This is a genomic window from Acidiluteibacter ferrifornacis, assembly GCF_009909615.1.
Classification (GTDB): domain Bacteria; phylum Bacteroidota; class Bacteroidia; order Flavobacteriales_E; family Vicingaceae; genus Acidiluteibacter; species Acidiluteibacter ferrifornacis.
The window spans coordinates 85,489-108,478 of sequence record NZ_WWNE01000003.1; the positions used below are offsets into that span (position 1 = coordinate 85,489).

The 22,990-nt window shown below is 36.8% G+C and carries 20 protein-coding genes; 11 read left to right on the top strand and 9 right to left on the bottom strand.

What is annotated here, in order from left to right; translation table 11 throughout:
• Nucleotides 1–3 precede the first annotated feature (3 nt).
• The 5 genes from GQN54_RS00710 to gldB form a co-directional block, all read right to left on the bottom strand.
• Nucleotides 4–828, bottom strand: a complete 825-nt coding sequence (locus GQN54_RS00710) for an undecaprenyl-diphosphate phosphatase (protein WP_160630967.1) — start codon at nt 826–828, stop codon at nt 4–6.
• A gap of 17 nt (nt 829–845) precedes the next feature.
• Nucleotides 846–1,079, bottom strand: coding sequence for a DUF3098 domain-containing protein (locus GQN54_RS00715; protein WP_160630969.1), 234 nt, complete (start codon nt 1,077–1,079; stop codon nt 846–848).
• Between the two features lie 5 nt (nt 1,080–1,084).
• Nucleotides 1,085–1,960, bottom strand: coding sequence for a cell division protein FtsX (locus GQN54_RS00720; protein ID WP_160630971.1), 876 nt, complete (start codon nt 1,958–1,960; stop codon nt 1,085–1,087).
• A gap of 70 nt (nt 1,961–2,030) precedes the next feature.
• Nucleotides 2,031–2,378: a gliding motility protein GldC gene (gene gldC / locus GQN54_RS00725; RefSeq protein ID WP_160630973.1), complete on the bottom strand. Its 348-nt coding sequence runs from the start codon at nt 2,376–2,378 to the stop codon at nt 2,031–2,033.
• Nucleotides 2,379–2,381: 3 nt separating this feature from the next.
• Entirely contained in the window at nt 2,382–3,413 is a 1,032-nt protein-coding gene (gene gldB, locus GQN54_RS00730) for a gliding motility lipoprotein GldB (RefSeq protein ID WP_160630975.1), read from the bottom strand.
• Between the two features lie 48 nt (nt 3,414–3,461).
• Here gldB and GQN54_RS00735 point away from each other — a divergent pair, with 48 nt between their 5' ends.
• The 4 genes from GQN54_RS00735 to GQN54_RS00750 are packed head-to-tail and all read left to right on the top strand — an operon-like array spanning nt 3,462 to nt 8,825.
• Nucleotides 3,462–4,154: a porin family protein gene (locus GQN54_RS00735; RefSeq protein WP_160630976.1), complete on the top strand. Its 693-nt coding sequence runs from the start codon at nt 3,462–3,464 to the stop codon at nt 4,152–4,154.
• 40 nt (nt 4,155–4,194) lie between these two features.
• Nucleotides 4,195–5,823 (top strand): NAD+ synthase, encoded by a 1,629-nt coding sequence (locus GQN54_RS00740; RefSeq protein WP_160630978.1) that lies wholly within the window; start codon nt 4,195–4,197, stop codon nt 5,821–5,823.
• A 9-nt stretch (nt 5,824–5,832) separates the two neighbouring features.
• The gene (locus GQN54_RS00745; protein ID WP_160630980.1) at nt 5,833–8,100 is read left to right on the top strand and encodes a M48 family metallopeptidase; all 2,268 of its coding nucleotides are present in this window, start codon (nt 5,833–5,835) and stop codon (nt 8,098–8,100) included.
• Complete coding sequence (locus GQN54_RS00750) at nt 8,097–8,825, top strand: hypothetical protein (RefSeq protein ID WP_160630982.1); 729 nt, start codon at nt 8,097–8,099, stop codon at nt 8,823–8,825. The genes GQN54_RS00745 and GQN54_RS00750 overlap by 4 nt, the downstream gene beginning before the upstream one ends.
• Here GQN54_RS00750 and GQN54_RS00755 read toward each other — a convergent pair.
• Nucleotides 8,822–9,856: a 2-oxoacid:ferredoxin oxidoreductase subunit beta gene (locus tag GQN54_RS00755; protein WP_160630985.1), complete on the bottom strand. Its 1,035-nt coding sequence runs from the start codon at nt 9,854–9,856 to the stop codon at nt 8,822–8,824. The genes GQN54_RS00750 and GQN54_RS00755 overlap by 4 nt on opposite strands.
• Nucleotides 9,857–9,867: 11 nt before the next feature.
• Entirely contained in the window at nt 9,868–11,712 is a 1,845-nt protein-coding gene (locus tag GQN54_RS00760) for a 2-oxoacid:acceptor oxidoreductase subunit alpha (RefSeq protein ID WP_160630987.1), read from the bottom strand.
• A 123-nt stretch (nt 11,713–11,835) separates the two neighbouring features.
• Between GQN54_RS00760 and GQN54_RS00765 the strand changes: the two genes are divergently transcribed.
• The 3 genes from GQN54_RS00765 to GQN54_RS00775 all read left to right on the top strand — a co-directional run bounded on the left by GQN54_RS00765 (nt 11,836) and on the right by GQN54_RS00775 (nt 16,282).
• Nucleotides 11,836–13,065 carry an OmpP1/FadL family transporter gene (locus GQN54_RS00765; RefSeq protein WP_160630989.1) on the top strand — a complete coding sequence of 410 codons (1,230 nt, stop codon included), beginning with the start codon at nt 11,836–11,838 and terminating at the stop codon, nt 13,063–13,065.
• 12 nt (nt 13,066–13,077) lie between these two features.
• On the top strand, nt 13,078–14,511 hold the full coding sequence (locus GQN54_RS00770) for an SGNH/GDSL hydrolase family protein (protein ID WP_160630991.1): 1,434 nt from the start codon (nt 13,078–13,080) through the stop codon (nt 14,509–14,511).
• Between the two features lie 175 nt (nt 14,512–14,686).
• On the top strand, nt 14,687–16,282 hold the full coding sequence (locus GQN54_RS00775; RefSeq protein WP_160630993.1) for a T9SS type B sorting domain-containing protein: 1,596 nt from the start codon (nt 14,687–14,689) through the stop codon (nt 16,280–16,282).
• A gap of 164 nt (nt 16,283–16,446) precedes the next feature.
• On the opposite strand, the gene gatC is transcribed toward GQN54_RS00775, so the two are convergent.
• Together gatC and GQN54_RS00785 are read right to left on the bottom strand one after the other, a co-directional pair.
• Nucleotides 16,447–16,740: an Asp-tRNA(Asn)/Glu-tRNA(Gln) amidotransferase subunit GatC gene (gene gatC, locus GQN54_RS00780; RefSeq protein ID WP_160630995.1), complete on the bottom strand. Its 294-nt coding sequence runs from the start codon at nt 16,738–16,740 to the stop codon at nt 16,447–16,449.
• A gap of 2 nt (nt 16,741–16,742) precedes the next feature.
• Nucleotides 16,743–17,477, bottom strand: a complete 735-nt coding sequence (locus GQN54_RS00785; RefSeq protein WP_160630997.1) for a lysophospholipid acyltransferase family protein — start codon at nt 17,475–17,477, stop codon at nt 16,743–16,745.
• Nucleotides 17,478–17,514: 37 nt separating this feature from the next.
• Between GQN54_RS00785 and trpS the strand changes: the two genes are divergently transcribed.
• The 4 genes from trpS (at nt 17,515) to GQN54_RS00805 (ending at nt 22,986) form a co-directional block, all read left to right on the top strand.
• Nucleotides 17,515–18,498 carry a tryptophan--tRNA ligase gene (gene trpS, locus GQN54_RS00790; RefSeq protein WP_160630999.1) on the top strand — a complete coding sequence of 328 codons (984 nt, stop codon included), beginning with the start codon at nt 17,515–17,517 and terminating at the stop codon, nt 18,496–18,498.
• Between the two features lie 87 nt (nt 18,499–18,585).
• Nucleotides 18,586–20,679: a T9SS type A sorting domain-containing protein gene (locus GQN54_RS00795; RefSeq protein WP_160631001.1), complete on the top strand. Its 2,094-nt coding sequence runs from the start codon at nt 18,586–18,588 to the stop codon at nt 20,677–20,679.
• A gap of 84 nt (nt 20,680–20,763) precedes the next feature.
• Nucleotides 20,764–21,273: a TlpA family protein disulfide reductase gene (locus GQN54_RS00800; protein WP_160631003.1), complete on the top strand. Its 510-nt coding sequence runs from the start codon at nt 20,764–20,766 to the stop codon at nt 21,271–21,273.
• A gap of 60 nt (nt 21,274–21,333) precedes the next feature.
• Entirely contained in the window at nt 21,334–22,986 is a 1,653-nt protein-coding gene (locus GQN54_RS00805) for a DUF6029 family protein (protein ID WP_160631004.1), read from the top strand.
• Nucleotides 22,987–22,990: the final 4 nt, after the last annotated feature.

Consider the following 22,990-nt stretch of genomic DNA (forward strand, 5'->3'; position numbering starts at 1 on the left):
TGATTAGGCTCCAATAAAAGTATAAATACAAGCGATAGCACCAACTGCAAAACAATAAAAAGCGAAATATTGTAATTTGCTTCTTTTTACAATTTTTATCATCCACTGACAAGCAAATAGACCTGAAACAAATGCTGAAATAAACCCTACAACTAGCACCATGCCTGAAATAGGCTCTAAAGCAACTGCATCAACGGAAGCTTCAGTTCCACTTAATTCCATAAACTTTATCACTTTCAACAATACTGTTCCTAAGATAGGTGGCAATACCATTAAAAATGAAAATTGAGCCGCCTTTTCTTTATTGATTCCCAACATTAAGGAAGCCGCAATGGTAGAGCCTGACCTCGAAATTCCAGGCAATATTGCGATAGCTTGGACCAATCCTACTACAAATGCATTTTTGAAGGTTACTTTACCATGCTTCTCTTTGGCTAAAGTAGTAAAGTATAATAACACCCCTGTTAAAAGCAACATAAGGCCAACAAAAAATACATTCCCATCAAACAATTCTTCAATTTGCTCTTCGAATAGCACTCCTACTACTCCAACTGGAATCATTGACAAGGCAATCTTGAATAAATATTGAGTTTCATCATTCCATTTAAATTTGAATAGACCTGCTAATAAACTCCCTATAGTTTTTCTAAAAACAACTATTGTACTCAGAGCGGTAGCTCCATGCACGACAATAGAAAATAACAATGGATCTGATACTTGTACATCTAAAATAGCTTTACCAATTTCAATATGGCCACTACTACTTACAGGTAAAAACTCGGTTAATCCTTGAATAATTCCAAGGATTATAGCTTCTAAAAAACTCATGGAAATGACTTATGGAATTAATCCGCTTTCTTCATTATAGCAAAAATACCCAATACAAAACCTCCCAAAACTAAAATAGGAGCTACTGTAATTCTTATTGGACTAAAAATTTCATCATAGTGAAATTCGTTGGGGTTCTCAGCTCCACCACCAGACATTAAAAAATATCCAAGAATAATTATTGCTGTTGCAGCAATTAATAATTGATAATTCTTTTTGCCAAATGCAAATTCATCTTGCTTATTTTCCATAACTCTTAGTATAAATCTGTGCTTTGAATTCTTAAAAATTTTCGAACTGCTAAAGAAGTAGAAATCCAAGAAATCAAAACTCCTAAAACAATAACGCCTGCACCAAGAATACCGTACAACTCGAGGTCAGCGATATCTAAAATGTCAGGCATGTTTTGAGCAACTGAATAAATTACTCCTGATAATAATGCGATTGCAATTAAGGCGCTTACAAAACCATTCACAATACCGCGCCATACAAAAGGTCGTCGAATAAAACCTCCGGTAGCTCCTACCAGCTGCATGGTTTTAATTAAAAATCGTTTAGAATAAATCGCTAAACGAATGGTATTGTTGATTAAAGCAATGACCACAATCAATAACAAAAGACTAAATCCTAACAAAATTGCTCCAATTTTACGAACATTAGAATTAACTGCAGAAATTAAGTCTTTCTGATAGGACACCTCTAAAATTTGTGGATTTCGAGCCAAACTAGCCTCAATCCATCCAATACTATCAGGGTGTGCATAAGCAGCATTCATATTTACATCTATACTTGCTAGCAAAGGATTGTATCCTAAAAACTGCACAAAATCTTCTCCCAAATCTTGTTGCAAAAGTTTCGCTGCTTCTTCCTTATTGATAAACTTTGTTCGCTTAACGTAGGCTTGTTTATTAAGTGTTTCTTGAATCTTAGCTGCTTGCTCTACCGTTGTATTCTCATGTAAAAAGATAGAAAAACCTATGTTTTCTTTCACATGGTTAGAAAGTTTCTGCGCATTCAAAATAATAAGTCCTAACAAGCCCAACATAAACAACACTAGCGAAATACTAATTATCGTTGATATATAAGATGTTCGAATACTTTTTCGTGCTACTTTTTTCTCTTCCTTGGACATTCTGCAGTTGAATGATTAATTTGCTAAATTATAATTTATGTTCTCCATTTTCAATGGGAAGTCAGAATAATTATTTTTTAGGCCCTAGAACACCCATTTTGATTGCGATTGACTTCCCAAATTCTCGAATTTCATCTGCATAAGCATCTTCACCTGTAGCTCGTGCAAATGCATCTGCTAACGTAATGATGTTCTGACAAGTAAATTTCATCATTTCTTCCACCATCAAATCCTTCTTCCACAAATCTATTCGTAAGGTATTCTCTTCCTTTTCGTCATACAATGCAATCATCATTGCCTTTGCTTCATGTCCTTCTGCTCGCTCTGACCCTTCAGCAGACCAATTGATTTCTTCAGGAACATTATTTTCATCCATCCCGATGTTAAACTTAATCTCTGAACGTGTTTTTATCGCCATTTCTTATCTTTTCGGTTTATACTTTGATTGATTTAATAATTCTTGGGCATCACCGTCTTCCATTAGTTGAACTAAAGTAAGTTCGGGCTTCTGCTTCATGTACTTTTTTACCATCTGCCATCCTATAAAATGACCTAATTTTGCCGGAGCTTGTTCAGGAAAACCGGCTGTAAATGGCCCTTCACCAATGAACTTTCTTACTTCTAGATTTTCATTAGAATACAATAATTCTTGCTCCACTATAAATGCCCAAATCTGATCTTCATTTTCTAAGCACCAATCCAACTGTTCTGGAGTGTAGCCAAAACTTTGATGCAACCCCATGTCTGGCAACAATTGATTGAGTACATAATGCACTTTTCCATAGTAAACCATTTGCTTTAACAGGTTATCTCCATTAGGCGCTTCATATTCCGTAGTTAACCAAGAATACATTGCATCAACCACAATTTGATCGGGATACATATTTCGAAAGCGATATTGTGGCATACCTAACTGCGGATAATAGGTAGAGTTAGCACCTAAATACATATCTAGCCCTACAGCCAATAAACTATCATCAGCCACTAATGCATAATTGAACCCTGAAATGAAGGTGATTAATTCTGGTGTCAACTGATCTGGGAAGTAATGTTTATAGTATTTAAATCCTTCGATTAATTGTTGTTCCAATTCTTGAGTCTCGGCGAATACCTGCTGCGTAGAGTCATACAATTCCCTTACATTTTTATCTTGCACAAACTCGGTTAAATTGATTGCAGTAAGACTATCGTTAGGCCCAGACAAGCGCATAATTTGCTGGGTAAAGAGTGGAAAGAATTGCGGAAATTCATCCCTTAACAAATTAACTTCATTTGCATTAAAGCCATCTCTACCAGTTTCAAACAAGGCAACATCGAACCGACGCATGGATTGATCTGTTGAAATCGCAGAAGTATCAATTCTTTTCACTTTATCTTCACACCCTACTAGAGTAAAAACAAGTAAAAGGAAAGAAAGAGGTTTGTTTGTTACTGTTTTTAAACAAAAAGCCATTAATATTGTAATTGATTAATTTGTTCACCAATCTTAAACCGCAAAATTATGAAAAAGATTACGCTATTATCTTTTAGTATTTTATTTAGTCTAATGAGCATGGCTCAGTCTAGTTTTCAACTTGGATTTAGAGGCACCCCTAACATTTCATGGTTAAAACCCGACAGTAAGAATGTAGATGCAGACGGCTCTATTTTAGGATTTAACTACGGCGTAATTGCAGATTTTAACATATCAGAGAGGTACTCGTTTTCTACAGGAGTTGAATCTGTTACTACGGGAGGAAAATTAAACATGAAAGATATTTCTACCAAAGCCGAATACAAAGTAAAATATGTAGAAGTTCCATTAAGTTTAAAATTGAAAACAAATCAAATTGGATATATCACCTATTATGGACAATTTGGTGTTGGTGTAGGAATTAACTATGATTCAGAAGCTGAATTCTCCATACTTGGAAGTAAAATAACAGATGAGCGATACAGTGATAAGATTAGTATTTTCAGAGGCTCTATCATAATGGGTTTAGGAGCTGAATACAACATATCAGGAAACACCTCAGTTGTTTTGGGCCTTACTTTCAATAACGGTGTGACTAACCTTTTCAATAAAGATGGAAAAGATTTTATGAAAGATGCGAACAAAGATGAAAATGGAGTTAAAATAGATCCTACTTTAGATCCTGATGAACTGAAAGCAATTTCAAATTACTTGGGTTTAAACATTGGTATCATATTCTAAATAAAACACATCCACTCTAGTCAACAACTGACTTTATTTCATGAAGATAGCTCTCGCACAACTCAATTATCACATTGGAAACTTTGAAGCCAATACTCAAAAGATAATTGAAGCCATTCAGTCCGCAAAAAAAGACCAGGTAGACCTGATTGTTTTTGCGGAATTGGCAATATGTGGTTACCCTCCAAAAGATTTATTAGAGTTTGATGACTTCATTGACACTTCTAAAGAGTCTATCCTCCGAATAGCTGAACATTGCAAAGATATAGCTGCCATCGTGGGCGCGCCCAGTCGAAGTATTTTAGAACGAGGAAAACCACTGCATAATTCGGCCTATTTTTTAGCCGAAGGCGTTATTCAAAGCATCCATCACAAAGCTTTATTGCCTACATACGATGTATTTGATGAAAATCGATATTTTCAAGCAGGAAAGTCTTTCCAATTGGTAACTTACAAGAATGAAACGTTTGCCATTACCATCTGTGAAGATCTTTGGAATATAGATGGTGATATGAAATATGACCTTTCTCCAACCGAACAATTAGATTTAAAAAAAGCCGATTTCATCATCAATATTGCGGCCTCTCCATTTTCAGTTACACAACGAGAAAAAAGAGAACAAGTACTCAATTGGAACGCCAACAAATATCAGTTACCAATATATTACGTCAACCATATCGGAGCTCAAACAGAATTAATTTTCGACGGTGGCTCAAGAGCCATTCTTCCTAACAATCAATCATTGGGAGAAATGAGCTACTTCTCAGAAGAAACACGTTTTTTTGACTCCCAAAAAAATGCAATTGAAAAAGCGCGTTCTCCTCTTTCTAAAATGGAACGGATACACCAAGCTTTAATTCTTGGAATAAGAGATTACTTCAAAAAGTCGAATTTTTCTAAAGCAGTAATTGGGCTCAGCGGAGGTATTGACTCTGCAGTAACCTTAGCCATAGCAGCTGAAGCATTAGGTAGCGAAAATGTAATGAGCATCCTAATGCCTTCTGAGTTTTCCTCAGAGCATTCTATCAATGATGCTATAGCGCTATGTGAGAATTTAGGATCTCCCTATGAAATTATACCTATCAAATCCATCTTTAATGCATTTCAACATGAATTAGCAAACCCTTTTTTAGGTAAAAAAGAAGATGTAACTGAGGAGAACCTACAAGCTAGAATTAGGGGAACATTATTGATGGCTTATTCTAATAAATTTGGAAACATCCTTTTGAACACTTCTAACAAAAGTGAAATGGCTGTAGGCTATGGCACACTATACGGCGACATGTGCGGTGGGCTTTCGGTAATTGGAGATGTTTACAAAACAGAAGTATTTGAATTAGCACGATACATCAATAGAGACCAAGAAATTATTCCCATAAACACGATTATTAAACCGCCATCAGCCGAACTGCGCCCTGATCAAAAAGACACAGACTCCCTGCCTGAATACGAACTCTTGGATCAAATTTTAAGGCATTACTTGGAAGGAACTAAAGGAACAAACCATATCATAGAATTAGGGTTTGACCCAGAAATTACAAAAAAAATAATTAGACTTGTTAATCTTAACGAATACAAGCGTTTTCAAGCCCCTCCAATCTTAAGAATTTCGTCTAAGGCTTTTGGTATGGGTAGATTAATGCCTCTTGTTGGGAAATATACATCCTAATTATATACTATGAAGCTAAACTCTTCAGCACTACTTACTTTTCTTCTTTTTAGCTTCTTTATCTCTAATGGTCAAGAATTCAAGAACAACTACACTCCATTACGCTCTGAAGGGGAAGTGCCTTTAGAACTCAAAAAATTATCTGCCGAAAAATATGAACTTCGGAAGGAATCCTTCAAAAAAGATGCAAGAAAAATGCGCAAAACCAAAGAAGAATTGGTATTGCAAAGCACTTTTGCCATTGATGAGCTCCTTCTGAGCGGAGATGTTTTATTTAATGATACAATTGGAAAGTACGTCAATAAAGTTGCAGATGAACTATTAAAGAATAATCCTGCCTTAAGAAGTAAACTAAACTTTTACATCGTAAAATCAAGTTATATAAATGCCTTCACCACAGAGAGAGGCGCTATTTTTTTAAGTTTAGGATTGATTTCCAAATTAAATAATGAAGCAGAACTAGCCTTCATACTATCACACGAAATTATTCATTATCAAGAAAACCATATCTTGAATGGATACATTGAGACTTCTAAAATAAAGAAGGAAAAAGGCAAGTATAAGGGGCAAAGCATTAAAGAAAAACTGCTATCAAGAAGCAACTATTCAAAAGATTTAGAGTTAGAGGCCGACAATAAAGGGTTTCATTTGTTTACCAAATCTCCATACAATCCTGCAGCTGCGATATCAGCAATGGAAGTTCTCAAATACGGATCTTACCCGTTCGAAGACATCGCCTTTGACTATTCGTTTTTAACTCATTCTTTATACAGCTTTCCAAACTCTTATCGACTAGACACTATTCAAACAATTGATTCTGAAGAGGATTATGATGACAGCGAAAGTACTCACCCCAACATTAGAAAGAGAAAAGAACAATTAAAAGAATTAGTAACTGACAGTAGTAATACCGCCTTTTTTATTGTTTCTGAATCATCCTTCAATCATGTCAGAGAAATTTGTCGATTTGAAGTATTGAACAATTTTACTTCCGATAGGGATTATGGAATGGCGATATACCACAATTATTTGCTACAACAAGACTATCCCGACAACCTTTTCTTAAAAACCAATTTGGGTTATTTATTGTATGGCCTAGCGCGTTATAAAAGCAATAAAAATCAACTGAGTGTATTGCGAAAGTATTCAAAAGAACAAGGAGAGTTTCAGCAGCTTTTATATCTTCTAAATCGCTTAAATGATGAAGAATTAGCAGCTATTGCCGTAGATTACTTGTATCGATTACACACTACCAACCCCTCTAATCCTTTTATCGAGAAAATAATGCTGGATGCTTTTCGAACTTTAATTCATGATGAGGAAAAGAGCATCAATTACTATGTTACCAAGTCGGAAATTGAAGCTATTTTGACAAAAAATGCAGAAGAAATGTTGGCGGACCCATATGCGAATATAGACACTACCAACTATAGCGAACGACAAAAAGCCAAACTTGCAAGAGAAGTTAGAAGACAGCAAAAGAAGAAAGAGGAAAAAGTCCAATTTGATCAGTTTGTTTTTGCAGAAGTTCTTACTGAACCAAAATTTGATTCCATTTTCAAACTCATCACTGCAGAAGTAGAAAACATCAGTTCTGATGAAAAAAGCTACTTTGAAATCAGCAAAGAAAATAGTATTAGAAAACGGAAGAGAACCAAGTTTGGGGTTTCGCTCAATGCAGATAAAATAGTATTAGCCGACCCCTATTATTCTAAAATCGATGAACGGAAGGAAATCCAAACCAAATATATAAAGTCAGAAAAAAAACAACTTAGCTTTAGGGAAAGTGTGTATGAAAATGCTGAACGTTTGGAATTAGAAGTTGAAGTACTAGGCAAAAAAAAATCTGTCAAAAGTGATATAAATCGATTGAATGAAATATCCATTAGCAATACATGGCTAGAGGAGAGAGCAAACCATGATTATATCAAGATTATACCCTACAACTATCAATTTATGAAACCATTGAGTGATAGCTATGGTACAAATTATTTTGCGTGGATGGGGTTGCTCAATGCCAGATTGAAAACTGAGTTTAACCCCACAGCCTTTTTTGTTAGCCTGTTTTCAATTTATGGACTTCCATTTTATCTTACTTCCTTATTGACCCCAGACTATGCTACTTATTATTATGCTATTGTAGTGAATGTTGAAACTAGTGAAGTATTAATTGAAGAAAACAATTACTTGAGTACTAGAGACAATAATGACTTAGTTCAAAGTCAAATATACGACACCTTTTTCCAAATAAAACGCAAAAAAGACTATACCAAATGATTCAAAAACAGCTTACTTTATTGGTCTTTTTTGTAGGAATATCGATTTTTGGATACGGCCAAAAAGCACCCGGATATTTAGGTAAAAGACTAAGTATAGGCGGCAACTTTCAATTAAGTCCGGCCATATTAAACCCCAATAATAACGGAAATAAAGGGTTTTTTAAATTTAATACACAGTTCGGTGTAACCGCTGAGTACGCTACTAATCGACATGCGTCAATACTATTGCACTACCAAACGTATTCCACACTGAAAGATTACGATGAGGAAGTCGTATTTTTTGACTTGAATAATAATTACTACGACAATAGTAAGCTTTTTGGAGACCTCAAAGTCGCCTCCTATGGTTTTGAGTTAAGGAGTTACTCTGAAAGTATAGCGCCCTATGGGTATTATCTAGGTATAGGGTTAAACTATAAAGTTATCGAACTAACTCAACCAATGGCTTTTTCATCTACGACATTAGTAAATAGGCCTCAAAACGACTCTCCTTATACGATGATTAACCTTAACCTAACTCTAGGTAAACAACGAATTTACTTGAATAAAATAATCGTCTCTACAGGTATTAACATCGGCATCCCCTTAGAGTTTAGTAAACTGAACTTATTAAGTACTTCAGAAGATGACTTCACTTACAATGAGTCGGATCATGTTCAAAAACGAATAGTACTTCACGATCTCCTTAACTTTAAAATAGGAGTTAGGTACCTCCTATTTTAGGATACCGTCCACGTATTTTCGCCTCGTAGCAACTTATCTAGGTTTCCTTCGCCTTTTCTTTCAACTGCTAAATCCAACTGTTGGTACATGGCTTCCTCATATCTGAATCGATCTTGCGCATAAAAGACACCAAATGGACGAGGCATATGCCCTTCCAAGGATGGATTATCGAAAAAAGTAGTTAGTAAGTAGGCTTTGTGTTTATCACTAGAATCGTGAATCCAAAGGTCTTCCTTAGTATACATTCCATCATCTAATCTAACCACTTTAGGAGTTCCGTTATCTAAAAGTATCCCCTTATTGTCATCATTTCCGAAAACCAGGGGTTGACCTTCCTCTAAAAATAATGCTTCTTCCTTTTTACTTCCTTTATCGGTATAGATTTCAAATGCTCCATCGTTGAAAACATTACAATTTTGGTAAATTTCCAACAAAGAAGTCCCAATATGATCATTGGCACGAACCAACACTTCACGCAAATGTTTCACATCTCTATCCATCGCTCTTGCTATAAAAGTAGCATCAGCACCAAGGCAAAGTGCCATTGGATTAAAAGGATGATCTAAAGAACCCATTGGGGTTGACTTTGTTACCTTTCCTTCAGGCGAAGTCGGCGAATACTGTCCTTTGGTTAAACCATATATTTCATTGTTGAACAGTAATATATTCATATTAAAATTTCGACGAATGGTATGAATTAAGTGGTTCCCTCCTATAGACAAGGAGTCTCCATCTCCGGTGATTACCCACACACTCAACTCTGGCCTGGCAATTTTTAATCCACTAGCCACTGCTGTAGCTCGTCCGTGTATAGAATGCATTCCAAATGTATCCATGTAATATGGAAAACGGGAAGAGCAACCTATCCCTGATATAAAAACGATATCCTCCTTATTTACTCCAGTTTCAGGCAATATACTTTGTACTTGCTTTAAAATGGAATAGTCTCCACAACCTGGACACCACCTTACTTCTTGATCGGTTGTAAAATCCTTAGGAGTCAATTTTATTTCTGCTGTATCTGTAGTCATTGTATTCCTTTTTAAGCGTGTGCCAATTCTTTAATAGCTAAAACGATTTCTGGTGTAGAAAACGGAATTCCCTTTATTTTATTCAATCCTTTGGCATCTACTAAGAATTTATCTCTTATTATCTTCACCAACTGCCCATTATTCATTTCAGGAATCAACACTTTATCAAATTTCTTAATTATTTCACCTAGATTCTTAGGAAAAGGCTCTATGTATCTTAAGTGAGCATGACTCACCTCTAACCCTTCTTCCAAGCATTCTTTTAATGCCGTTTTGATAACGCCATAAGTAGACCCCCATCCAAGTACCAAAACTTTACCGGAATCTGCTCCAGAATCAATGGTTTGTAATGGAATAGAATCCGCAATTCGAGCCACTTTTGCTGCACGAACTTTGACCATCCTTTCGTGATTTTCAGGATTATAGGATATATTCCCCGTATCCCACTCCTTTTCAATTCCACCAATTCTATGTTCCAGTCCCTTAGTTCCGGGTAAAGCCCATTCTCTGACTAGCCTTTCATCCCTTTTGTAGGGCAAAAATTCTGGATCATCTTGTTTTCGTTCTTTGGCATGAACCACTTTTATTTCCTTCAACTCGTCCGTTGTAGGAAATTTCCATGGTTCAGAACCATTTGCCATATATCCATCAGACAAGAAAAATACTGGTGTCATGTGTTCGATTGCAATTCGACAAGCTTCAAATGCTGCATCGAAACAATCAGAAGGTGAACTGGCAGAAATCACAGGCATTGGAGCCTCTCCATTTCTGCCATACATGGCCTGCATTAAGTCGGCCTGCTCTGTTTTGGTCGGTAAACCAGTTGAAGGCCCCCCTCGCTGAACATTTATCACCACCATTGGTAACTCAAGCATTACCGCAAGGCCAATGGCTTCACCTTTTAAGGCTATTCCTGGCCCGGAAGATGCTGTCACCCCTAATTCTCCACCAAAAGAAGCACCTATGGTGGAACATACTGCAGCTATTTCGTCCTCCGCTTGAAAAGTTTTAACTCCGAAATTTTTATGTTTAGATAATTCATGTAAAATATCTGAAGCGGGAGTAATGGGATAAGATCCATAAAACAAATCCAATCCTGCCTTTTGAGATGCTGCTACTAAGCCTAAAGCAGTGGCTTGATTCCCCATGATATTGCGATAAGTACCTACTGGCAACTTGGCAGCCTTCACATTGTATCGCGAAGTAAAGGTCTCACTCGTATCTCCAAAATTATATCCTGCTTTCAATACCTTAATATTGGCATCAATCAAATGAGGTGCTTTGGCAAACTTTTCTTTGATAAACTTTTCTGTTGGAGCAATTTCTCGATTATACATGTAGTACAAGAATCCAAGTACAAACATATTTCTTGAACGCTCCACCTCTTTTTTACCTAGTCCAGAATCTACGAGTGCTGCTGCGGTTAATTTGGTAACGTCAATTGATATAGTTCTATAATCCTCAAGGCTTTTATCCTCCAATGGACTTGATTCATAACCTGCCAACCTTAGATCCTTCGCATTGAAACCATCAGTATTTATAATTATGGTACCACTTTTCTTTAATCGAGGCAAATTCACTTTAAATGCCGCAGCATTCATCGCTACTAAAACATCACATATATCTCCGGCGGTGTATACTTCGACACTACCAAACTGCAATTGAAAACCCGAAACGCCGGCTACAGTTCCTTGTGGAGCACGAATTTCTGCTGGGTAATTGGGGAAAGTACTTACATCGTTTCCAAACAGTGCTGATGTATTGGTAAATTGGGTTCCTGTTAATTGTATTCCATCTCCGGAATCTCCTGCAAAAACGATAGTTACTACTCGTTTTTCTTCAACAACTTTTGCCATAAAATGCGTTCAAAATTACTCTTCAAAGTTAGCTAGAATAATTATAAATAAACTTTCAAAATTTACAATGCATGCACATTAAAAAAAAGTTTTCTATATTTAATCAAAATATTAACACTAGCTATGAAGAAAACATTACTATTCCCGCTATTAACATCCGTACCGATGTTAATGTTTGCGGGAGGGTTTCAAGTAAACCTACAAGGAAACAAGCAAACAGGTATGGGTCACCTCGGAACTGCCCTAACTCAAGGAGCATCAAACGTTTATTTCAACCCAGGCTCCATGACATTTTTGGAAAATGATTTTAGCTCAGAGCTCGGAGCTTCCTTTATTCTTTCAGAAGTAGCGTTTCAAGACCAATCGACAGGAGTTACGGAGCGAACAGACAATCCGTTAGGAACACCATTTTACGTGTATGGAAATTACAAAATCAACGAAAAATTAGCTGCAGGTCTTGCAGTATACACTCCTTTCGGATCTACAATTGATTGGGGTGAGAATTGGAGCGGAAAAGAACAAATTCAAGACATTAAGTTACAAGCTATTTTTATTCAACCAACCATCTCCTATAAGCTAACCGAAAAATTAGGTTTTGGAGCAGGATTAAATGTGGTTCTAGGTTCGGTTGAGCTCAATAGAAATATTGGTGGTCCAGTAGGAAACAACAATACAGTCAATTTAGAAGGTTCAACAACCGCTTATGGCTTTAATACTGGATTATACTTTCAAGCAACTGAGGATTTGAGCATAGGTTTAACCTATCGTTCTCAAGTAGATGTTGAACTAGAAGAAGGTGATGCTACATTTGACGTTCACCCTGCAGTTCGTGCTTTGGGAGTAGATGACACCAAATTTTCTGCAACATTACCATTACCAGCAACTACTACTTTAGGTTTTGGATATAAGGTAAATGACAAATTGTTAGTGTCTTTAGAAGGTAGTTTTGTGCAGTGGAGTGCTTATGAATCTTTAGATTTTGATTTTGAAGACAACTCCCCAGCACTAACAGACTCAGAAAACCCAAGAAATTACGAAGATGCAGTAATTATCCGCGTCGGAGCTCAATACGCTGCAACCGAAAAATTAGACGTACGTGCAGGTTTTTACTATGACCAATCACCCGTTCAAGATGAATACTTTTCACCGGAGACACCTAATTCTGATAATTTAGGATTTACAACAGGTGCAAGTTTTGAAGCTAATGATAATTTTGGAATTGATGTTTCTTTATTATTCATCGTAGGAACTGAGAGAGAGTCATCTTATCCAGTTGGAACAAATGGCTCCTTTGGTGGTAAGTATGCATCACGCTCTTTCATTCCAGGAATCGGTTTACATTATAACTTTTAAGAACAAGAAATCATGAAAAAAAGAAATTTATTATATATCCTTCCCCTAGTTTTTGCTGTGGGTTGTGAACCAGAATTTGATGACGTTAATTTAACAAGAAGCAGTGGGACAGCTGACTTTTCTAGAACGGTTGCTGTTGGAAACTCACTGACTGCAGGTTATCAAAGCAACGCATTAAGTTTGGAGGGTCAAGAAAACTCCTTACCCGAGATTTTAGCCAAGCAATTTGCGTTAGCAGGTGGTGGAACGTTTAAAACTCCATTCCTAACTGGAGAGGCTGCTACTAGAGGAGCAGGAGTCTCTGCTTTTGGACAAGGAGTATTAACTCCTTCTTTATCTTTACAATTAAAAACAGATTGTCTTGGAGAAACTAGCCCTAGTCCTTCTTTAAATGGCTCACCATACCCAATTGGTGACAACTTTGCGTCAATTGCCTCACAAGGTCCATTTAATAATGTAGGAGTACCAGGTGCAAAGCTTACCCACATCAACTTTTCGGGTTACGCAGGTTTAAATCCATACTTTTCTAGATTTGCTAGTTCCACTGATCAAACAATGGTGGAACATGCCATGTCGATTAATCCAACATTCTTTACCTTATGGATAGGAAACAATGACGTATTGGGATACTCTACTGGTGGTGGAGAAGAAAGTCCAGATGATATCACTGATCAAAATACATTTGCCTTTTTATATGCAGGAACAATAGATTCATTAACAAAAAATGGAGCAAAAGGAGCTGTAGCAAACATTCCAAACATCACTTCTATTCCATTTTTTAATACTGTTCCAGCAAATGCGCTACCATTAACTCAAGAGCAAGCAAATCAAGCGAACAACAACCCACAGTATGCAGGGTATAATCAAGCGTTACAATTTTATGCAAGTACCAATGTAATTACAGCAGAGGAAGCAGCTCAGAGAACCATTAACTTTAAAGCAGGTCCAAATTACTTGTTGATTGAGGATGATGAATTAACACAACTTCAAAATCCACAAAACCCCACTCAACCGCTCCCTAACTACAGACAAATGGTGGAAGGAGAGTTGCTAACATTAACTACTCCATTAGACTCCATTAAATGTGCCGGATTTGGAATCTTAAAGCCAATGCCAGGTCAATTTGTATTGAGACAATCTGAAATTGATAAAATTAACGACGCAGTTGCTGGGTATAATACTACCATCAAAAACATTGCTACAGCAAATGGATTAGCACATGTAGATGCGAATCAAAGATTAAAAGACTTACAGTCAGGCATTACATACAATGGAATAAGCTATACTACAAAATTTGTTACAGGTGGAGCTTTCTCTCTAGATGGAGTACACCCCAACTCTAGAGGCTATGCTATCATTGCAAATACTTTTATTGACGCCATTAACTCAACATATGGTTCTTCAATTGACAAAGTCAATGTAAATTCTTATCCTACTATTGAGTAATTTGAAAATCTATCAAAATACAAAAAGCCGCAATCCTTTTCGATTGCGGCTTTTTTTTGATTCTTATCCTTAAATAAGTTGACTTATTTCACAAAATAATTCCATAAAAACTGGAATTTTTAACAAACAATAAAACCAAAGTCTCGCTGTTTTATAGCAGCGAGACTTTACAATCATGAAAAAACTAGCCACCCCAACTCTACTATTGCTGCTCACAATAAACTTATTCGGACAAAATTTAGTCAAGAACCCGGACTTTGAAGCCTATTGGCAATGCTCCGGAGCATCCAGTCATTTTAATGGGTATATCAAGTATTGGACTAACTTTACAAGTGCTAGATACATAACCAACTGCAACCCAGCCTACCAACCCATCCCTAAGAACCCTTTAGGTTTTCAGCAGGCTAGATCAGGAGAAGCATTCATAGACATTATAGCTTATACGCCTTTCAATAACCCCAACCGAAGAGGCTATATACAAGGAGTACTATCAAGAACTTTAAAAAAGGACAGCGTTTATTGTGTTAGTTTTTATGTGTCACTAAGAGACAATTCGAATACAGCTATTCAAAATTTAGGAGCTTACCTATCAGACACCCTTGTCAAGGGAAACAGGGACTTAGCATTAGATTTTCTCAACCCTCAAATAGAATCCTCCATCATGCTAGATGACTCTATTGGGTGGACTCAAGTGAGTGGATTATATAAAGCCAAAGGTGGTGAAGAGTACATTGTTATAGGTAACTTTAGGAATAATTATCAAACGACGGTAAAAGGAGTCGACCCTCAATCCATTCCTTACCATGCTTACTATTTAATAGAAGATGTGAGCGTAATACCTATTCACGCGAATGTGCCCACTTTAGGAACAGACACTAACCTCTGCTTGAATGAGTTCCCTTATACATTAAAAGCCCCAACAGGCTATGATAGCTATCAATGGAATGGAACTATAGGAACTGATAGCTTCATTGTAACCCAACCTGGAAACTATAAGCTAAAATGCATTTTAAACGGATGTGGAGAACTTACAGATGAAATTAATGTTTCATTAATAGAGTCAAACGATGTTCCAATAAAAAAAGACACCACGCTGTGTAAAGGAGAAAGTATTACAATTGGAATAGCAAATTTGTATGATGAATACTATTGGAATACTGGAGATACTACCAATCAAATTACGGTTCACTCAGGTGGCACCTACACACTGACAGTTACTGATGAATGCCGGTCTCAAACAATCACTACAAATGTTGCAGAAGATTCTATTCCTACTATTAATTTATTCATAGGCAATGACACCAGCCTATGTATAGACAACAAACCTGCCGGCCCAATTACCTTAGTACCAAATGAAACATTACCCAACTACCTTTGGAATAATGGAAGCACCAATAGCTTCTTAACAGTTTTAAAAAAAGGTACCTATTCGCTGCGCTCTCAATTTAATTGTGGAAGCATTGAAAGCAATCATATCTTTATAGACGACTGCGATAAGGTGGATATTATTTATATACCGAATGCTTTTACTCCAAATGACGATGGTAATAATGACATTTTTGAAGCAACAACAAATGGTGCTATCCTGCAATCAATTAAGATTTACAATCGCTGGGGGGAATTAGTTTATACTTCTGATAACAATTACAGTTGGGATGGAAATCATAACATGACACCGGCCTTGAAGGGAACTTATATTTATCAGTTTATCTATTTCAACGAGCACTTCGAAATAGAAAATAGAACCGGAAAAGTAACCTTAATTAGATAGTTTTCACATAAATGTTCTATGTTTTTTCGCTATTTGAGTAATGTCTATAGGGCTGAACCTTCAGTCTTCAGAGGGGTTTATAACAATTGACCTGCAATTACATTACACCACTGATAAACAATCACATTAACCCTATTTATCCATTGCAAAATGGCTTCGAAATCTTACCGCCCTTTCATCACCTTTGGCACTTTGATGTAATCGGTATCGGCATCAGGCGCATTTTTCAATGCTTCGGCCTGTGTGGTGGTTTGCTCCACTTTGTCCAATCTTACTGAAGGCTTCTCATCCAATAAATATATCAAAGGCTCTACCCCTTCTGTATCCACTTCGCTAAGCTTCTCTACAAAATCCAACATCCGATTCATATCATTTAGAATTTCTGCTTGTTCAGAAGGTTCAAATTTTAATTTTGACAATTCTGCAATACGTTCAACAGTGGATTTATCTATGGACATGTCTAGGATAATTTTGATGCGATGGTTTTATTAATTTGATTGCTCAAAAGTAAGCAATCTTCTACTTTTAAATGATTGGTTGGCACAGCTTGGTGAATGATAATATCGACAACACCTGGACGGGAAGTATCCCAGAACCGATCAGGATGACAACTTACTACTTTATAATTGTTGCACATTGTTACAGGTATAATTGGCACTCCCAATTCTATGGCTAATTTAAATGCCCCATTCTTAAACGGCCGCATCTGAGGGGCACGAGAAGAAATAGTTCCTTCTGGAAAAATAACAACGTTACATCCACTCTTCAATCGATTGGCGCATTCTTCCAACGCGACTTTACTCATTTTAGGATTTCTTCTGTCCACCAGCAAATTCAATTGCTTAAAGTAAATATTAAACAATGGCACCGCCCCCAACTCCTTTTTTCCCAAAAAAACAAAAAATTGATCACAAGTGGCATACAAAACTAATATGTCTAAATATGAAGTATGATTGGGACAAATAATATATGGTGGGGAAGGCAATTGAGCAGGTTGCTCTAACCGACACCGAATACCTACCAAAAATAAAATCACCTTCGCTTGATAACGAGTGAGGTGAAAACCCTTTCTGAAGAATTTCTCATGAGTTAAAAACAGCCATAATAGCGGATAAAGCACTAATATGCTCAAAAATATTACTGTAAAAAAGTAAAACTTCCACAGGGAGGATAAAAGCGCATAAACTAGCTTCATGAGCGCAAAAGTAGCAACAAATTGGTATTTTTGAACCATGGCAAGATTACTAACAGGAATACAGAGTTCAGGAGCAACAGGCGAAATTCATTTAGGAAATATTTTAGGCGCTATTATGCCTGGTGTTGAATTATCTAGAGATGAAAACAACGAAGCCTATTTTTTTATTGCTGATTTACATTCTTTGACAACGGTGAAAGATGCAGCAATCAGGAAGAGAAATGTACATGCTGTTGCAGCAGCTTGGCTTGCCTTTGGATTTGATACCGATAATAATGTTTTCTATCGTCAATCTGACATTCCTGAGGTATGCGAATTAACATGGTATTTGAGCTGTTTTACACCTTACCCCATGCTAGCCAATGCGCATTCTTTTAAGGATAAATCGGAACAATTGTCGGATGTGAATGCAGGATTGTTTAACTATCCTGTTTTGATGGCAGCCGACATTCTACTGTACGATGCGGAATTTGTTCCTGTTGGGAAAGATCAGCGCCAGCATTTAGAAATGACGCGAGATATAGCAGGTGCATTCAATCATCAAGTGGGCGAAACTTTAGTTTTACCAGAAGCAAAAATTGACGAACGAGTAATGACTATACCCGGTACTGATGGGCGTAAAATGAGTAAATCCTATAATAACTTCATCAATATATTTTTGCCAGACAAAAAACTTCGTAAGGTCATTATGAGTATTGAAACAGACAGCACTCCATTGGAAGACCCAAAAGACGCTTCTTCATGTAATGTCTTTGCCTTATATCAACTATTAGCATCAGAAGCGCAAATCCAAGAGATGAAGGCCAACTACGAAGGCGGCAATTATGGATATGGCCATGCCAAACAAGCCTTATTTGAATTGATTATTGAGAAATTTCAGAAAGAAAGGGAAATTTATTGGAAGTTGATAGAAAACCCTTCTATCATTGAAGAAAAACTAGCATTAGGGGCAATCAAGGCCAGAAAAACTGCAAATGAAGTTCTTCAAAGAGTTAGAGTTAAGCTCGGGTACGAAAAATAGATATGTTATGCGTACGTAGTTAATGTTATTAGATTGTTGTTTTTTGTTAAATTTGGTGAATTCACTTAAACTAATCTAATTAACATTATGAAAAAAATAATTACTGCATGCGCATTATTGCTAACTGCATCAATGGGATACAGCCAGTATTACCAGCAAAGCTACATTAGCATTAACAAAAACCCACTAGGTCTAAATACCGATGTTGAACAAACATCTGGAGTTTTAGTACCACAAGGTTGGACTGCAATACAAGCTACTTCATCCACACCTGTTTGGTCTCCAAACCAAACATTGCCGTTTGCATTTAATTTTAACAATTCGGCGGTTACCAATTATAAAGTTTCTACCACTGGGGTCTTAACTTTTGATGTAGCTTCAACAGTTGCAGCTCCAAGTGACGCGAATGTTGCCATCCCGTCTAGTTTAATTCCAGACAAATCAGTAATGGCTTGGGGATTGAATGGAAATGGTTCAAATGATGCAATTATTACTAAAACATTCGGAACAGCTCCTTACAGACAGCATTGGGTGATGTTTTCGTCCTATTCTGCAATTGGTGGAACTGGATGGGCTTACTGGGCAATTATGATGGAAGAAACGACAGATCGTTTATTTGTTGTCGATATGCGTAATTACAATACTCCACTTTCTTTGACAGTCGGTGTTCAGGTAGACGGAACTACAGCTACTTCATTAGCTGCCTCTCCAAACGTAGCGGGTGTTAATACTAATGGTGGATCCGCTGATGGACCCGATGATAATACTTATTATGAATTTGGATACGGAACACAACCATCAGTAGATGTTGAATTATCAACAGTTGCTCTTCCTGCATTAGTTGCTAATGGTTCTAACACTACCTTAACTGGAAGCATTATTAATAGTGGTTCTAGTGCATTGACATCATATGACATTAAGTACAGTGTTAATGGTGGAACTACAGTATCTCAAAGCTTTACTGCTCAAAACGTACTTCCGGGAACAGCCAGCAACTTTACTTTATCTCCAGCATACAACGCTACAACACCTGGAAACTTGAACTTTGTATTTTGGGTAGAAGCTAGTTCAGACGCTAGAAACTATAATGATACAATTAACACATCAACAGCAGTTTCTACTGGTGGATCTGGTGCTAAAAAAGTATTATTAGAAGAATTTACTACAGCACCTTGTCAATTCTGTCCTGATGGCGAAGTAGTAGTAGGTCAAATTTTAGCAACTACACCAGAGGCTATCGCAGTTGGAATCCATGCTGGCTTTGGAACAGATGCCATGACCATTCCAGCTCACTCAGCTTATGCTGCAGCATTTACAACGGGAGCACCAACAGCAGCGATTGACCGTAAAATATTTAGTGGAGAAACTAGAGTCGGTCATAGTAGAGGAGCTTGGGCTGCAAATGTTAACGCTCAAAAAACACTATTAACTCCAATCGACATCAACTTAGGAGGTAATGTAACTGGAACAAACACAATAGATTTGCATGTTGATGTACAAGTAAAAGATGCCATCTCCAACTGGCAAGATGCCAACTTAACCATCTTCGTAGTTGAAGATAGTGTAGTGGGAACTGGTTCAGGTTACAATCAAGTGAATTATTATCACACTCAAGCAGGCCATCCGTACACAGGAGCAGGAAACCCAATCATTGGATATCCTCACAGACATGTAGTAAGAGATGTACCAACAGGAACATGGGGTGATGCTACTTTCCTTTCAAGTGCACCTGTAGTAAATACAAACGTTACTAAGACTTATTCTTTAAACTTGAATCCTGCTTGGGATAAATCTAAAATGGAGTTTGTTGTTTTTATGAACTATTATGATGCATCAACTGGCGAAAACGCAAGAGAAGTTATTAATGTAAATCATATTAAGTATGATCAATTAGTTGTAGGAGTTGAAGAGAATGATTTGGCTATTTCAGCATTAAGAATTCATCCAAACCCAACATCTGGCAACTTAAATGTTAACTTCGAATTGGAGCAATCAGAAAATGTAACCATTGAGGTTTTAGACCTTTTAGGTAAATCTATTTCTGTGCAAAACTTCGGAACTTTGGTTTCAGGAGCACAGAAATTAAACATGGATTTATCAGACCTTAATTCTGGCATCTATTTTGTAAAAATCAATGCGGGAAATAAAGTATCAACACAAAAAGTAAATGTTTTAAAATAAATAATTAACATTACTTTTAAACTTAATCAGCACTTTCATTCCTCATTGGAATGGGGTGCTGATTGATTTTTTAAACTCATTTTTATGAAAAAAGTACTATTTGGATTATTAGTTGTTTTTGGATTTCAAACCAATACAATGGCACAAAGCAAATTACCTGCTGTAGAGGTTAAGACGATGGAGTTTGAATCTTTCAATACTTCTGAAATTAGTAATGATGGAAAACCCATCATTGTCAATTTTTGGGCAACATGGTGCAGCCCTTGCAAAAGAGAGTTGAACAATATATCAGACATGTACGAAGATTGGGTAGACGAAACTGGAGTAAAACTAGTTGCTATCTCAATCGATGATGCAAGAAACATGGGTAAAGTTGCTCCTTACGTGAATGGGCAAAGTTGGGAGTATGATGTGTATATCGATCCTAATGGCGACTTAAAAAGAGCAATGGGCGTAAACAATGTCCCTCATACCTTTTTGTTAGATGGAAAAGGCAACATAGTTTGGCAACATAATTCCTACTCCGAAGGTGATGAATATGAACTATTTGAACTAGTGAAAAAACTATCAAAAGGAGAATCAATTTCTAAATAACTTATTCTAAAGCTTGTAGTAACTCAACTACAAGCTTTTCATTTTTAATATTTCCCACCATTGAACTCAATTAAATTAACCTTACTTGCCGGTATATCCCTAATCGGCTTTTCTGCTATTCAGGCACAAGAAGTAAAAGACATTTTAAACCAAGGAAAAATAACGGGTAACTTCCAAGTTGATGCCCAATATTATCAAGAAGACTCTGCAATTGGAGCAGTGCAGCCTAATGAAGAGTTTTTAACCAATGGATTCTTGAATTTAATTTACACGAATTCGGGCTTTTCTGCCGGAATTAGGTATGAGTCCTACCAAAATGCGATGCTTGGCTTTCCAACAGGTTACAAAGGAAGCGGTATTGCTTATCGATTCGCCTCCTTTACTAAAGACGATTTGTCGGTAACAGTTGGTAATTTTTACGAACAATTTGGCAATGGATTAGTGCTTAGAGCCTACGAAGAAAGAGGTCTAGGTTACGACAATGCCATAGATGGTATCAGAGTAAAATACAAGCTGTTCAACGGAATAGAATTAACAGGTTTAGTTGGGCAACAACGTTTGTATTTTGAAAAAGGAGATGGGATTGTTCGAGCGTTCAATGCAAACATTAATTTTAATGAAACCTTTGAAAGTTTAAAGGATAAAAAGACCAAAGTCATTGTTGGAGGTAGTGTAGTTAGTAAATTCCAGGAAGACAATAACCCAGATTTAATATTACCAGAAAACGTTGCTTCATTTGCGGGACGAACAATCATAAGTAGAGGGAAAGTGAGCTTGAACGCTGAATATGCTTTCAAATATAACGACCCTTCATTGGATAATGGTTACAACTATAAAAACGGAGAGGCAGCATTTATACAGGCTTCTTATTCTCAAAAAGGACTTGGAGTATCTCTTGCAGCTAAACGTGTAGATAACTTTAGCTTCAGAAGTGACCGCGATGCTAGCCAACAAGACTTATTCATCAATTACCAACCTGCGCTTACCAAACAACACACTTACAACTTATTGGCAACATTATATCCGTATGCCACCCAACCCAATGGAGAAATGGCTGTTCAAGGAGATGTCATTTATACCTTTGCAAAAGGAAGTTTGTTAGGAGGGAAATACGGAACTGGGGTACAATTGAACGCATCATTTGCCTATGACATCAATAGAGATTCTATAAATCCATTAGAGGATGACTCTAGAAATCTATACACCTCCAATTATTTCGAGACTGGCCAACGTTTGTTCAGGGATATGAATATCCAGATCAGTAAAAAGTTGAGCAAAGATTGGAAAATGAAGCTAACCTATGCCAACATTTTATTCAACCAAGAAGTCGTTCAAGGTAAAGCAGATGTTCCAATGGTTTCTGCACATGTTGGCGTTGCTGAAGCTACTTACAAATTTAATATGCGTAATTCTATTCGAATGGAAGGCCAAGTATTGCTAACCGAGCAAGACCAAGGAAACTGGGCCACAGGAATATTAGAATATTCATACTCTCCGCATTGGTTTGTTGCTGTAATTGATCAATTCAACTATGATAACCCTAAAGGAGCTGAAGAACACTATTACAATGTTTCTGCAGGTTATAATAATCAAGGAAATAGGATTACCTTAGCATATGGAAGACAACGAGCAGGAATTTTTTGTGTAGGAGGAGTATGTCGAGAAGTTCCAGCAGCGAATGGACTGTATTTATCAATTACTAGTAGTTTTTAAAAAA

Coding starts and splice junctions, on each gene's coding strand:
- gldB (WP_160630975.1), bottom strand. CDS start 3,413: ATGGCTTTTTGTTTAAAAACAGTAACAAACAAACCTCTTTCTTTCCTT.
- GQN54_RS00715 (WP_160630969.1), bottom strand. CDS start 1,079: ATGGAAAATAAGCAAGATGAATTTGCATTTGGCAAAAAGAATTATCAA.
- GQN54_RS00775 (WP_160630993.1), top strand. CDS start 14,687: ATGAAAAAACTAGCCACCCCAACTCTACTATTGCTGCTCACAATAAAC.
- GQN54_RS00800 (WP_160631003.1), top strand. CDS start 20,764: ATGAAAAAAGTACTATTTGGATTATTAGTTGTTTTTGGATTTCAAACC.
- gldC (WP_160630973.1), bottom strand. CDS start 2,378: ATGGCGATAAAAACACGTTCAGAGATTAAGTTTAACATCGGGATGGAT.
- GQN54_RS00795 (WP_160631001.1), top strand. CDS start 18,586: ATGAAAAAAATAATTACTGCATGCGCATTATTGCTAACTGCATCAATG.
- GQN54_RS00750 (WP_160630982.1), top strand. CDS start 8,097: ATGATTCAAAAACAGCTTACTTTATTGGTCTTTTTTGTAGGAATATCG.
- GQN54_RS00735 (WP_160630976.1), top strand. CDS start 3,462: ATGAAAAAGATTACGCTATTATCTTTTAGTATTTTATTTAGTCTAATG.
- GQN54_RS00745 (WP_160630980.1), top strand. CDS start 5,833: ATGAAGCTAAACTCTTCAGCACTACTTACTTTTCTTCTTTTTAGCTTC.
- GQN54_RS00720 (WP_160630971.1), bottom strand. CDS start 1,960: ATGTCCAAGGAAGAGAAAAAAGTAGCACGAAAAAGTATTCGAACATCT.
- trpS (WP_160630999.1), top strand. CDS start 17,515: ATGGCAAGATTACTAACAGGAATACAGAGTTCAGGAGCAACAGGCGAA.
- gatC (WP_160630995.1), bottom strand. CDS start 16,740: ATGTCCATAGATAAATCCACTGTTGAACGTATTGCAGAATTGTCAAAA.
- GQN54_RS00710 (WP_160630967.1), bottom strand. CDS start 828: ATGAGTTTTTTAGAAGCTATAATCCTTGGAATTATTCAAGGATTAACC.
- GQN54_RS00765 (WP_160630989.1), top strand. CDS start 11,836: ATGAAGAAAACATTACTATTCCCGCTATTAACATCCGTACCGATGTTA.
- GQN54_RS00760 (WP_160630987.1), bottom strand. CDS start 11,712: ATGGCAAAAGTTGTTGAAGAAAAACGAGTAGTAACTATCGTTTTTGCA.
- GQN54_RS00755 (WP_160630985.1), bottom strand. CDS start 9,856: ATGACTACAGATACAGCAGAAATAAAATTGACTCCTAAGGATTTTACA.
- GQN54_RS00785 (WP_160630997.1), bottom strand. CDS start 17,477: ATGAAGCTAGTTTATGCGCTTTTATCCTCCCTGTGGAAGTTTTACTTT.
- GQN54_RS00740 (WP_160630978.1), top strand. CDS start 4,195: ATGAAGATAGCTCTCGCACAACTCAATTATCACATTGGAAACTTTGAA.
- GQN54_RS00770 (WP_160630991.1), top strand. CDS start 13,078: ATGAAAAAAAGAAATTTATTATATATCCTTCCCCTAGTTTTTGCTGTG.